At 58.6% G+C, this 12,211-nt stretch carries 15 protein-coding genes; 6 read left to right on the top strand and 9 right to left on the bottom strand.

The window, feature by feature from the left end:
- Nucleotides 1-2: 2 nt before the first annotated feature.
- The 9 genes from hisD to AB4N76_RS18735 all read right to left on the bottom strand — a co-directional run bounded on the left by hisD (nucleotide 3) and on the right by AB4N76_RS18735 (nucleotide 6,885).
- The gene (hisD, locus tag AB4N76_RS18775) at nucleotides 3-1,328 is read right to left on the bottom strand and encodes a histidinol dehydrogenase (RefSeq protein WP_046026807.1); all 1,326 of its coding nucleotides are present in this window, start codon (nucleotides 1,326-1,328) and stop codon (nucleotides 3-5) included.
- 126 nt (nucleotides 1,329-1,454) lie between these two features.
- Nucleotides 1,455-2,090, bottom strand: a complete 636-nt coding sequence (gene hisG, locus AB4N76_RS18770; protein ID WP_007942738.1) for an ATP phosphoribosyltransferase — start codon at nucleotides 2,088-2,090, stop codon at nucleotides 1,455-1,457.
- 126 nt (nucleotides 2,091-2,216) lie between these two features.
- Nucleotides 2,217-3,482: a UDP-N-acetylglucosamine 1-carboxyvinyltransferase gene (gene murA, locus AB4N76_RS18765; RefSeq protein WP_046026811.1), complete on the bottom strand. Its 1,266-nt coding sequence runs from the start codon at nucleotides 3,480-3,482 to the stop codon at nucleotides 2,217-2,219.
- Nucleotides 3,483-3,504: 22 nt separating this feature from the next.
- Nucleotides 3,505-3,744, bottom strand: coding sequence for a BolA family protein (locus tag AB4N76_RS18760; protein WP_007912386.1), 240 nt, complete (start codon nucleotides 3,742-3,744; stop codon nucleotides 3,505-3,507).
- Nucleotides 3,745-3,856: 112 nt separating this feature from the next.
- On the bottom strand, nucleotides 3,857-4,162 hold the full coding sequence (locus tag AB4N76_RS18755) for an STAS domain-containing protein (RefSeq protein ID WP_046026812.1): 306 nt from the start codon (nucleotides 4,160-4,162) through the stop codon (nucleotides 3,857-3,859).
- On the bottom strand, nucleotides 4,159-4,800 hold the full coding sequence (locus AB4N76_RS18750) for an MlaC/ttg2D family ABC transporter substrate-binding protein (RefSeq protein ID WP_460163373.1): 642 nt from the start codon (nucleotides 4,798-4,800) through the stop codon (nucleotides 4,159-4,161). Before AB4N76_RS18750 ends, AB4N76_RS18755 begins: the two co-directional genes overlap by 4 nt.
- Nucleotides 4,801-4,811: 11 nt before the next feature.
- Nucleotides 4,812-5,279, bottom strand: coding sequence for an outer membrane lipid asymmetry maintenance protein MlaD (mlaD, locus tag AB4N76_RS18745; RefSeq protein ID WP_046026814.1), 468 nt, complete (start codon nucleotides 5,277-5,279; stop codon nucleotides 4,812-4,814).
- Nucleotides 5,279-6,076 (bottom strand): lipid asymmetry maintenance ABC transporter permease subunit MlaE, encoded by a 798-nt coding sequence (gene mlaE / locus AB4N76_RS18740; RefSeq protein WP_046026815.1) that lies wholly within the window; start codon nucleotides 6,074-6,076, stop codon nucleotides 5,279-5,281. The genes mlaD and mlaE overlap by 1 nt, the downstream gene beginning before the upstream one ends.
- Nucleotides 6,076-6,885 (bottom strand): ATP-binding cassette domain-containing protein, encoded by an 810-nt coding sequence (locus AB4N76_RS18735; RefSeq protein WP_046026816.1) that lies wholly within the window; start codon nucleotides 6,883-6,885, stop codon nucleotides 6,076-6,078. The genes mlaE and AB4N76_RS18735 overlap by 1 nt, the downstream gene beginning before the upstream one ends.
- A gap of 266 nt (nucleotides 6,886-7,151) precedes the next feature.
- On the opposite strand from AB4N76_RS18735, the gene AB4N76_RS18730 reads away from it, so the two are divergent.
- The 6 genes from AB4N76_RS18730 (at nucleotide 7,152) to AB4N76_RS18705 (ending at nucleotide 12,170) form a co-directional block, all read left to right on the top strand.
- Nucleotides 7,152-8,126: a KpsF/GutQ family sugar-phosphate isomerase gene (locus AB4N76_RS18730; RefSeq protein WP_007942750.1), complete on the top strand. Its 975-nt coding sequence runs from the start codon at nucleotides 7,152-7,154 to the stop codon at nucleotides 8,124-8,126.
- Nucleotides 8,126-8,650 (top strand): KdsC family phosphatase, encoded by a 525-nt coding sequence (locus tag AB4N76_RS18725; protein ID WP_046026817.1) that lies wholly within the window; start codon nucleotides 8,126-8,128, stop codon nucleotides 8,648-8,650. The genes AB4N76_RS18730 and AB4N76_RS18725 overlap by 1 nt, the downstream gene beginning before the upstream one ends.
- 7 nt (nucleotides 8,651-8,657) lie before the next feature.
- Nucleotides 8,658-9,230, top strand: a complete 573-nt coding sequence (gene lptC, locus AB4N76_RS18720; RefSeq protein ID WP_046026818.1) for an LPS export ABC transporter periplasmic protein LptC — start codon at nucleotides 8,658-8,660, stop codon at nucleotides 9,228-9,230.
- Nucleotides 9,217-9,765: a lipopolysaccharide transport periplasmic protein LptA gene (gene lptA, locus AB4N76_RS18715; RefSeq protein ID WP_046026819.1), complete on the top strand. Its 549-nt coding sequence runs from the start codon at nucleotides 9,217-9,219 to the stop codon at nucleotides 9,763-9,765. The genes lptC and lptA overlap by 14 nt, the downstream gene beginning before the upstream one ends.
- Nucleotides 9,765-10,490 carry an LPS export ABC transporter ATP-binding protein gene (lptB, locus tag AB4N76_RS18710; RefSeq protein WP_027924532.1) on the top strand — a complete coding sequence of 242 codons (726 nt, stop codon included), beginning with the start codon at nucleotides 9,765-9,767 and terminating at the stop codon, nucleotides 10,488-10,490. The genes lptA and lptB overlap by 1 nt, the downstream gene beginning before the upstream one ends.
- A gap of 186 nt (nucleotides 10,491-10,676) precedes the next feature.
- On the top strand, nucleotides 10,677-12,170 hold the full coding sequence (locus AB4N76_RS18705) for an RNA polymerase factor sigma-54 (RefSeq protein ID WP_460163372.1): 1,494 nt from the start codon (nucleotides 10,677-10,679) through the stop codon (nucleotides 12,168-12,170).
- Nucleotides 12,171-12,211: the final 41 nt, after the last annotated feature.

The following is a 12,211-nucleotide window of genomic DNA, read 5'->3' as shown; positions in this document are numbered from 1 at the left end:
GTTCAGTTTCCCTTTTGCTCGTCGATGATGCGGTATTCGGCGCTACGGGCGTGGGCGGTCAGTGACTCGCCACGGGCCAGCACGGACGCGGTCTTGCCCAGTTCGGACGCCCCCTGCTCGGAGCAGAAGATGATCGACGAGCGTTTCTGGAAGTCATACACGCCCAACGGCGAGGAGAAGCGCGCGGTGCCGGAAGTCGGCAATACGTGGTTCGGACCGGCGCAGTAATCACCCAGGGCTTCGGACGTGTGACGGCCCATGAAAATCGCGCCGGCGTGACGGATCTTCGGCAACCAGGCCTGCGGATCTGCAACCGACAACTCCAGGTGTTCCGGCGCAATGCGGTTAGCCACTTCGATGGCTTGCTCCATGTCGCGCACCTGGATCAATGCACCACGGCCATTGATCGACGTTTCGATGATCTCGGCACGCTCCATGGTCGGCATCAATTTGCTGATGCTCGCGGCGACCTTGTCGAGGAATTCCGCGTCCGGGCTGACGAGAATGGCCTGGGCGTCTTCATCGTGTTCGGCCTGGGAGAACAGGTCCATGGCGATCCAGTCCGGATCGGTCTGGCCGTCGCACACCACAAGAATTTCGGACGGGCCGGCGATCATGTCGATACCGACCTGACCAAACACATGGCGCTTGGCGGTGGCGACATAGATGTTGCCGGGGCCGACCACTTTGTCGACTTTCGGCACGCTTTCGGTGCCGTAAGCCAGCGCGGCCACGGCTTGGGCACCGCCGATGGTGAACACCCGATCAACCCCGGCAATGCACGCCGCGGCCAGCACCAGTTCGTTGATTTCACCGCGCGGGGTCGGCACCACCATGACCACTTCGGTCACGCCAGCGACCTTGGCCGGAATCGCGTTCATCAACACCGAAGAGGGGTACGACGCCTTGCCGCCAGGTACATACAGACCGGCTCGATCCAGCGGCGTGACCTTCTGGCCCAGCACCGTGCCATCGGCTTCGGTGTAGCTCCAGGAATCCTGCTTCTGCTTCTCGTGGTAGCTGCGCACACGTGTAGCAGCTTTTTCCAGGGCTTCGCGCTGAGGCACGGTAATGCGCGTAAGCGCCAGTTCAAGACGTTCGCGCGGCAGGATCAAGTCCGCCATCGAGGCGACTTCCAGGCCGTCGAACTTCTGGGTGAACTCCACCAGCGCCGCATCGCCACGCTCGCGCACGGCTTTGATGATGTCCAGCACCCGCTGATTGACCGAGTCGTCAGACACACTTTCCCAGCTCAGCAGATGATCCAGATGATGCGCGAAATCCGGATCAGCAGCGTTCAGTCGGCGAATTGCAGTCGGTGCGGTCATAGCGAGAGCCTCATAGAATTGGCAAAAACTCAGGCGCCCTAACTTAGCAGTCGTTTCCGCTTGGGCACCTGAGAATTCTGGCTATGAGGCGGATAGACGGGCGCGACTTAACGTCGCGCAGGTAAATCAGCCGCGGTGTCGAGACTCCACTGCCTTGCGCAGGGTGTCGATCAACGCCTGGATTCGGGCGTGTTGCATTTTCATCGAAGCTTTGTTGACGATCAGCCGGGAGCTGATGTCGGCAATGAAATCCTGGGGTTCCAGGCCATTGGCACGCAGGGTGTTGCCGGTGTCGACCACGTCAATGATCTTGTCCGCCAGACCAATCAGCGGCGCCAGCTCCATCGAGCCGTACAGCTTGATGATGTCGACCTGGCGACCCTGCTCGGCGTAGTAACGCTTGGCAACGTTGACGAACTTGGTCGCCACCCGCAGGCGGCCCTTAGGCTCGACATCGCCGACACGGCCGGCAGTCATCAGCTTGCAGAGGGCAATTCGCAGGTCCAAAGGCTCGTACAAGCCCTGGCCGCCATATTCCATCAGCACATCTTTACCGGCGACACCGAGGTCCGCGGCACCATGTTCGACATACGTCGGCACGTCGGTGGCGCGCACGATCAGCAGACGTACGTCAGGCTGAGTCGTGGGGATGATCAGCTTGCGGCTCTTGTCCGGATTCTCGGTCGGCACGATGCCCGCTTCAGCCAGAAGCGGCAAAGTGTCGTCAAGGATGCGGCCCTTGGACAGTGCGATAGTCAACATGGGAAACGTCAGTCCTTATCAAGGTACTCATGTCCGGTCGCAAATGACGCCGGACACACATCGAGCCGGAAACCGGCTCGACTTCAACAATTCAACGGGCATGTCCTTATGCCCATGCAGCAGAAACTAGCCCGGTACGCGGCGGATCTTGGCGCCGAGCATTTGCAGTTTCTCTTCGATGCACTCGTAACCACGGTCGATGTGGTAGATGCGGTCGATCAGGGTGTCGCCTTCAGCGATCAGCGCCGAAATGACCAGGCTGGCCGAAGCACGCAGGTCGGTGGCCATGACTGGCGCGCCTTTGAGCTTCTCGGTACCGGTAACGATAGCCGTGTTGCCTTCGACCTGAATCTTGGCGCCCATGCGATGCAGTTCGTAAACGTGCATGAAGCGGTTTTCGAAGATCGTCTCGATCACGGCGCCCGTGCCTTCGGCAATGGCGTTGAGGGAGATGAACTGCGCTTGCATGTCGGTCGGGAACGCCGGGTACGGAGCGGTGCGCACGTTGACGGCTTTTGGCCGCTTGCCGTGCATGTTCAGTTCGATCCAGTCTTCGCCACAGGTGATTTCGGCACCCGCTTCACGGAGTTTTTCCAGAACGGCTTCAAGAATGGTCGGATCGGTATCCTTGACCTTCACACGGCCGCCGGTCACGGCAGCAGCGACCAGGTAAGTACCGGTTTCGATTCGGTCAGGCATCACTTTGTAAGTGGTGGTGTGCAGACGCTCGACGCCATCGATGGTGATGGTGTCGGTACCAGCGCCGGAAACCTTGGCACCCATGGCGTTCAGGAAGTTGGCCAGGTCGACCACTTCCGGCTCGCGCGCGGCGTTTGCCAACACACTGCGACCCTTGGCCAGGGCAGCGGCCATCATGATGTTTTCGGTACCGGTCACGCTGACAGTGTCGAAGAAGAAGTGCGCGCCGCGCAGGCCACCTTCAGGTGCCTTGGCCTTGATGTAGCCGCCTTCGACGTCGATGACCGCGCCCATCGCTTCCAGACCACGGATGTGCAGGTCCACTGGACGCGAACCGATGGCGCAACCGCCAGGCAGTGCGACTTCGGCTTCACCGAAACGGGCAACCATAGGGCCCAGTACCAGGATCGACGCACGCATGGTTTTAACCAGTTCGTACGGGGCGATCAGGGTCTTGATGGTGCGCGGGTCGATTTCGACGCTGAGCTTCTCGTCGATCACCGGCTCGATGCCCATGCGACCGAACAGCTCGATCATGGTGGTGATGTCGTGCAGGTGTGGCAAGTTGGCCACGGTAACCGGGCCATCACACAGCAGGGTTGCAGCCAGGATCGGCAGGGCCGAGTTCTTTGCCCCGGAGATGCGGATCTCGCCATCAAGACGAGGACCGCCAGTAATAATCAATTTATCCATAAGAATCTCGACGCCCTTGGGCTCAGGTGCGCTCGGCCCAGGCCGCGCTGCTGAAAAATTTCATAGTGACCGCATGGATGCTGCCATCGGTGATCCATGGGTTCAAATGGGCATAGATCTGCTGTTGACGCTTCACCGGGCTCAACGCCGCCAGTTCATCGCTAATCACGTTCAGCTGGAAATTGCAGCCTTCGCCCTCAACTTCTACCAACGTTCCGGGCAGCTTTCCTTCAAGGAAGCTCTTCACTTCTACGGCCTGCATGCTCAACCTCAATCGGCGCCCTGTGCGCGCGGGTCGGACATCATACAAAAAAGCCCCGCGCCTGCGAACCCCGCGAAGCAGGACTCTGACGGGGGCTTCTTAATAGATGCGTTTAGGGATGCGCCAACAGCTCGGTCAATTCGCTGACCTGAGCGATTTCACGCATGTCTTCCGGCATCCCGCGGATGCTCAGCGCCTTGCCGGCGGCCTGCGCATCACGGATGAAGCACAGCAGCAGCGACAAGCCGACACTGCTGGACTTCAACACCGCCGAACAATCGACCACCACTTCGGTCGCGGTACTGGCTTTGATCAGCGCCTGTCCCTGCTTGCGCAAGTCGGGGCCGGTCAGGTAATCCAGCATGCCGCTGAGCCGAAGCTCGCCGGTTTCACTCATGCGAATGGCCGACACACTCATTGGTTAGGGGTCTCGGTCGATGCCTTGGCTTTGGCGACTTCCCCGGCCCAGTTGTTGATAGTCTTGTCCAGGTCGTTGCCATTTCGCTGCATCGCATCAGCGAACTGATCGCGGAACAGCTTGCCAATGTTGATGCCATTGATGATGACGTTACGCAGTTTCCACTCGCCGTTGATCTTTTCCAGCGTGTAAGACACCGGGTAGATCGCGCCGTTGTTGCCCTTGACCGTCATGCCAACACTGGTGCGGTCACCCGACTCGTCCTTGGCAGGATCGACGGTGATGCCCTGGTTGTTGTATTCGAGCAAAGCATTGCCATAAAACTGGAACAGGCCCTTCTTGAAGTTTTCTTCGAAGGTTTTCATCTGTGCCGGTGTGGCTTTGCGCGAGTACTTGACCGTCATGATGCTCTTGGAAATACCCTCGGCATCCACCACAGGTCCGACGATGGTGTTCAACGCCGTGTAGAAATCCTGCGGGTCCTGCTTGTACTTCTCTTTATTCGCCGACAGATCGGCAAGCATCCGGGTGGTGGTGTCCTGTACCAGATCGTGCGCGGAAGGCGCCGCCACGGCGTTAGCCACCAACGGCATCGCCGCGAGTAATACCAACAGGCCACGTCGCAAGGTAGAGATCATTCAAAAGCTCCTCATTTGGCGTCTTTACTAACGGTATTGAGCAGGAATTTACCGATCAGGTCTTCGAGTACCAGCGACGACTGGGTGTCATGGATGGTTCCACCATCCTTGAGCAAGGCTTCTTCGCCGCCCACGCTGATACCGATGTACTTCTCGCCCAACAGGCCAGCCGTCAGGATAGATGCAGTGGAGTCAGCCGGCAGGTTATCTACGCGCTTTTCCAGTTGCATGGTCACCCGACCGGTGAAGCTGTCGCGGTCCAGATCGATCGCCGTGACCTTGCCGATGGTCACACCGGCCATGGTCACTTTAGCTCTGACCGTCAAACCGGCGATATTGTCGAAGTATGCATAAAGTTTATACGTGTCGGTGCTCGGGCTCGGGGACAGGCCACTGACCCGCAAAGCCAGCAACAGCAAAGCCAGGATGCCAGCCAGCAAGAAAAGGCCGACACCGATTTCCAGGGTGCGGTTTTGCATCAGAAATCTCCAAACATCAAGGCGGTCAGAATAAAGTCCAGGCCGAGCACTGCCAAAGAGGCATACACCACGGTCTTGGTAGTGGCACGACTGATCCCCTCGGAAGTGGGCTCACAGTCATAGCCTTGGAATACGGCGATCCAGGTCACGACGAACGCGAAGACGACGCTTTTGATGATGCCATTGAGCACATCGTCAGTGAACGTCACGCTGTTTTGCATGTTCGACCAGTAGGAACCTTCATAGACGCCCAGCCAGTCGACGGCCACCCACGAACCACCCCAGATACCCACCACGCTGAAAATCATCGCCAGCACCGGCAGGGAAATGAAGCCGGCCCACAGGCGCGGGGCAACGATGTATTTGAGCGGGTCGACACCAATCATTTCCAGACTGGACAGCTGCTCGGTGGACTTCATGTTGCCGATTTCGGCCGTTAGCGCCGAACCGGCACGCCCGGCGAACAACAAGGCCGTCACGACCGGTCCCAACTCACGCAACAGCGTCAGCGCGACCATCTGCCCCACCGCCTGTTCCGAGCCGTAGCTGGACAGGATATTGAAGCCCTGCAGCGCGAGCACCATCCCGATGAACACCCCGGAGACCACAATGATCACCAGGGACATCACGCCAACGGAATGCAACTGCTTGATCAGCAGGCCAAAACCGCCGCCGATGCCACCGCGACCGAGCAAGGCATGAAACAGGAAAATCGTCGAACGTCCGAACACCGCCAGTGCGTCGATGGCAGAGTGGCCGAACCGGCGCACGCGTTCTATTAATGAAATCTTGCGCATCAACGCTTCCCCAGAAGATCTGCGCGGTAGTCCGTCGCTGGAAAGTGGTATGCAACAGGGCCGTCAGGTTCACCGGTCATGAATTGGCGGATCCGTGGTTCCTGGGAGTTCATCAGTTCCTCGGGAGTCCCCTGCCCCAATACCTGACCTTCGCCGACGACATAGATATAGTCGGCGATGCTCGCTGTCTCGGCCAGATCGTGGGACACCACGATACTGGTGATGCCCAGGGCATCGTTAAGCAGGCGGATCAGGCGCACCAGCACCCCCATGGCAATGGGATCCTGGCCGACAAATGGCTCGTCATACATGAGAATCTGCGGATCGAGAGCAATCGCACGGGCGAGCGCGACACGACGTTTCATGCCGCCGGACAATTCGTCTGGCATCAAGTCGATGGCGCCACGCAAGCCCACGGCCTGCAATTTAAGCAGGACGATGTCGCGGATCATTTCTTCGGGCAGCTGGGTATGAACGCGCAGTGGAAAGGCGACGTTCTCGAACACATCGAGATCGGTAAACAGGGCGCCGCTCTGGAACAGCACCCCCATGTGCTTGCGTGCATCGAACAGATCGCTGCGCGACAACTTCGGCAGGTTCTGGCCGTTAACCCAGACTTCACCTTTGGTGGGTCGCAACTGTGCGCCCATCAGCCGCAACAGCGTGGTTTTGCCACACCCGGAAGGCCCCATGATGCCGGTGACCTTGCCGCGCGGGATACGGATATCGACGTTATTGAAAATGCTGCGCGTTCCGCGCTTGAAGGTCAGTCCCTTCAGCTCGACCGCGTAGGCGTTATCGGCACTCATCTAAACTCCTTGCGATGCAGCCTCTCACTCGGACGCCTGGCTCTCTGACGAAAGCACATACCTCCCCGGGCAGGCCGAACTGGCGGCGAACTATATCACTGCAAAGGCCAAGCGCCAAAGGCCCAAGCCAGACCATCTTGTGGCAAAAAGCCTCGTTTAGAGGGTATTCGGCAAGCGGGAATGACAAAGCGTGACGAACTTGCGTGAGGGTTTTGATCATTACCGCTATAATCGCCGCCTTTTCATCAGGCTATACGATTTCTGACATGAGCCAATCCAGCGACCTGATTCAATCAGCACAACGCACCATCCGCCTCGAACTGGAAGCCGTAGAAGGCTTGCTGCCCCATATCGACGCTGATTTCGTACGCGCTTGCGAGATGATTCTGGCCAGCAAAGGCCGCGTGGTAGTGGTCGGCATGGGCAAATCAGGGCATATCGGCAACAAGATCGCCGCCACCCTGGCCAGCACCGGCACCACGGCTTTTTTCGTGCATCCGGCCGAAGCCAGCCATGGCGACATGGGCATGATCACGCGTGACGACATCATCCTGGCCCTGTCGAACTCCGGCTCCACCAACGAAATCGTCACCCTGCTGCCCCTGATCAAGCGTCTGGGCATCCAATTGATCAGCGTGACCGGCAACCCGGACTCACCGCTGGCCAAGGCTGCCGAGGTCAACCTCAATGTTCACGTCGAACACGAGGCCTGCCCGCTGAACCTGGCACCGACCTCCTCCACCACCGCCGCGCTGGTCATGGGCGATGCCCTGGCCGTTGCATTGCTGGAAGCTCGCGGCTTTACCGCTGAAGACTTCGCCTTTTCCCACCCGGGTGGCGCGCTGGGTCGACGTTTGCTGCTGAAAGTGGAAAATGTCATGCACGCCGGACAAGAGCTGCCACAGGTTCAACGCGGCACCTTGCTCAAGGACGCCTTGATGGAAATGACCCGCAAAGGCCTGGGCATGACCGTGATTCTGGAAGCGGACGGCAAGCTGGCCGGGATCTTCACCGACGGTGACTTGCGCCGCACGCTGGACCGCAGCATCGATATCCATAGCGCTACCATCGATCAGGTCATGACCGCCCACGGCAAGACTGCCCGCGCAGAGATGCTCGCCGCCGAAGCCCTGAAAATCATGGAAGACCACAAAATCAACGCGCTGGTCGTGGTCGACAGCGAAGACCGTCCGGTCGGCGCCTTGAACATGCACGACTTGCTGCGTGCGGGAGTAATGTAATGAGCTCGGACCTGCTTCAACGCGGCAAACAGATCAAGCTGGCAGTGTTCGACGTCGATGGCGTGCTGACCGACGGGCGCCTGTATTTCCTTGAAGACGGCAGTGAATTCAAGACGTTCAACACACTGGACGGCCAAGGCATCAAGATGTTGATGGCAGCCGGCGTGCAGACCGCTATCATTAGCGGTCGCAAGACCCCGGTCGTTGAGCGGCGCGCAAAGAATCTTGGCATTCCCCACCTGTACCAGGGTCGTGAAGACAAACTGGTGGTACTCGACGAACTGCTTGCCCAACTCAATCTAAGCTATGAACAAGTGGCCTACCTCGGCGACGACCTTCCAGACCTACCGGTGATTCGCCGCGTCGGCCTGGGCATGGCGGTCGCCAACGCAGCCAGCTTCGTGCGAGAACACGCCCACGGCATCACCCAGGCCCGTGGTGGCGAGGGTGCCGCTCGCGAATTCTGCGAATTGATCCTGCGTGCCCAGGGCCGCCTTGATGCGGCCAACGCTGCGTACCTGTGAGCCCATTATGCTAAGCAAAAAGTTTCGCAACATTCTGTTGTTCGGTTGCATTGCGGCGCTGTTCGCCGCAGTCGGCTACTGGAACATCAGCCCGGAACGCTTCCTCGACAAACCTGTGGTCAAGGTCGATGAAAGCGCGATCGACTATTACGCGCTCAACGCCCATAGCGTGCAGTTCCTGCCGGACGGCAAATTGCAATACGAAATGACGTCGGACAAGGTCGAACACCTGAAAGCGTCCGAAGTCACGCTACTGACCAATCCCGACCTGAACATGTTCCGCGGCACCCAGTTTCCCTGGCACGTCCAGAGCGATCACGGGGAGGTCAACCCTGACGGCACTCAGGTCGAGCTGATCGATTCGGTACGCATCACCCGTTTCGACGAAAAAAACCGCAGGACCCTGATTACCACCACCCGTATGACTGTGTTCCCGCAGCAACAATATGCGCAGACCGACCAACCCGTTAGAATCGACGGCGCTGGCGGTGTATCGACAGGCAACGGAATGAAAGCGTACTTGAAAGAAAGCAGGATACACCTGCTATCGAACGTAAGAGGACAGTATGAGGCTCGTTAAAACTCTCCCTATTTTGCTCAGTCTGGGCGCAGCACTGGGAAGCGTGAGCGCCTGGGCTCTGCCGACCGACCAATCCCAGCCTATCCGCATACAGGCCGACGACGCCCAACTGGACGACAAGAACGGTATCGCCACCTATACGGGCGACGTAATCATCACCCAGGGCACGATGAAGGTCACCGGCAACAAAGTGACCATGACCCGCACTCCGACTGGCGACATCGACGTGGTGACTTCGGTGGGCAACCTCGCTTACTTCGAACAACTGCAAACCCAGGGCGACACCAAGCCTGTTCAGGGCTGGGGCGTCACCATCCAGTACCACGCCTCGCAAAACCGTGTCGTGCTGATCGACAAGGCAAAAGTTGTCGACAAGGACAACAACGTCACCCAAGGCGAGAAGATCGTCTACGACACGGCCAAAAAGCTTGCGAGCGCTGGTCGCGCCACGGGCAGCAAGGTCACTGAGGCGCGCCCGCGTATCGACATGGTGATCCAGCCGAAGAAGAAAACCGACGAGCAAAAGGCCCAGTAATGGCAACTCTGAAAGCTCAGCATCTGGCCAAGAGCTACAAGAGCCGCCAGGTCGTGCGCGATGTCAGCCTGTCGATCGACAGCGGTCAAATCGTCGGCCTGCTGGGCCCTAACGGCGCCGGCAAGACCACCTGCTTCTACATGATTGTCGGCCTTGTACAGGCCGATCAAGGGCGCGTACTGATCGACGACCTGGACGTCAGCCACCAGCCCATGCACGGTCGTGCGAAAGCCGGTATCGGCTATCTGCCGCAAGAAGCGTCGATCTTCCGCAAACTCTCGGTGGCCGACAACATCATGGCGATCCTCGAGACCCGCAAGGAACTCGACAAGGCCGGACGTCGCAAAGAGCTGGAAAGCCTGCTGCAGGAATTCCATATCAGCCACATCCGCGACAACCTTGGCATGAGCCTGTCGGGTGGCGAACGCCGCCGTGTGGAAATTGCCCGGGCACTGGCGACTAACCCGAAATTCATCCTGCTCGACGAACCCTTCGCCGGCGTGGACCCGATTTCGGTCGGCGACATCAAACAGATTATCTACCACCTCAAGGCCAAGGGCATTGGCGTGCTGATCACGGACCACAACGTCCGTGAAACCCTGGATATCTGCGAAACCGCGTACATCGTCAACGATGGCCAACTGATCGCCGAGGGCGACTCTGCCACTATCCTTGCAAACGACCTGGTGAAAGAAGTCTATCTGGGCCATGAGTTCCGCCTGTAAGCATCGAGGTGTCTGGCTAGTCGACTGAGCTCCTGGCGCAATTAACACAGCAGTGTGTTTTTTATTGTTACGGCGCTCTAGGCAAACACTTCAGTTTCAGGCATATAATTTGCTTATGTTTGGCGCTCCGGCGCCCTGTAGTGGATGGCGCATGTGCGCCGGCGAATAAGGTGTTAAGCCCCTGCCATGAAACCATCGCTAGTCTTGAGAATGGGCCAGCAGCTGACGATGACACCGCAGCTGCAACAGGCCATCCGCCTGCTCCAATTGTCGACCCTGGACCTGCAACAGGAAATCCAGGAGGCTTTGGAGTCCAATCCGATGCTCGAACGCCAGGAAGAAGGCGACGACTTCGACAACGCCGATCCCTTGGCCGACAAAGCCGAGCAGCCACCCAACGCCGACATTCAGGAACCCTCCTATCAGGAAACCGCCCCCACGGTGGACAACCTCGAGGAAGGTGACTGGAACGAACGCATTCCCAATGAACTGCCGGTCGATACCGCATGGGAAGACGTTTACCAGACCAGCGCCAGCAGCTTGCCGAGCAACGATGACGACGAATGGGATTTCACCACTCGCACATCGGCCGGCGAGAGCCTGCAAAGCCACCTGTTGTGGCAACTGAACCTGGCACCGATGTCCGACACCGATCGCCTGATCGCCGTGACCCTGATCGACTGCATCAACAATCAGGGCTATCTGGATGAAACCCTCGAGGAAATCCTCGAAGCCTTCGATCCGGAACTGGACATCGAACTGGACGAAATCGAAGCCGTCCTGCACCGCATCCAGCAATTCGAGCCTGCCGGCATCGGCGCTCGCAACCTGGGCGAATGCCTGCTGCTGCAACTACGCCAGCTACCAGCCAAGACGCCTTGGCTGGCCGAAGCCAAGCGTCTGGTCACTGACTACATCGATCTGCTGGGCAGCCGCGACTACAGCCAGTTGATGCGCCGCATGAAGCTCAAGGAAGACGAACTGCGCCAGATCATCGAACTGGTCCAGAGCCTCAACCCGCGTCCCGGCTCGCAGATCGAATCCAGTGAAGCCGAATACGTCGTGCCTGACGTTATCGTGCGCAAGGATAACGAGCGCTGGCTGGTAGAGCTCAACCAGGAATCGGTGCCAAGGTTGCGGGTCAACGCGCAATACGCCGGGTTTGTCCGCCGTGCCGACACCAGCGCTGACAACACCTTCATGCGCAATCAGCTGCAAGAGGCCCGCTGGTTCATCAAGAGCCTGCAAAGCCGCAATGAAACCCTGATGAAAGTTGCCACCCAGATCGTCGAGCATCAGCGCGGTTTCCTGGAATACGGCGACGAAGCCATGAAGCCTTTGGTCCTGCATGACATTGCCGAAGCGGTGGGCATGCACGAATCGACGATTTCACGGGTGACCACGCAAAAATTCATGCATACCCCTCGGGGCATTTATGAGTTGAAATACTTTTTCTCCAGCCACGTAAGTACCTCCGAAGGCGGTGAATGCTCGTCCACAGCGATCCGCGCGATCATCAAAAAACTGGTTGCCGCGGAAAATCAGAAAAAGCCGTTGAGTGACAGCAAGATCGCTGGTTTACTGGAGGCACAAGGCATTCAGGTGGCTCGCCGCACCGTCGCCAAGTATCGCGAATCCCTGGGGATCGCGCCTTCGAGCGAACGTAAGCGGTTGATGTAGGGCCACGCCACAGCGTTCCAGTGGCAGGCATTTCTGCCTGC

The organism is Pseudomonas sp. S2_F03 (assembly GCF_054668335.1).
This window is presented reverse-complemented; position numbering and strand designations above follow the sequence as displayed.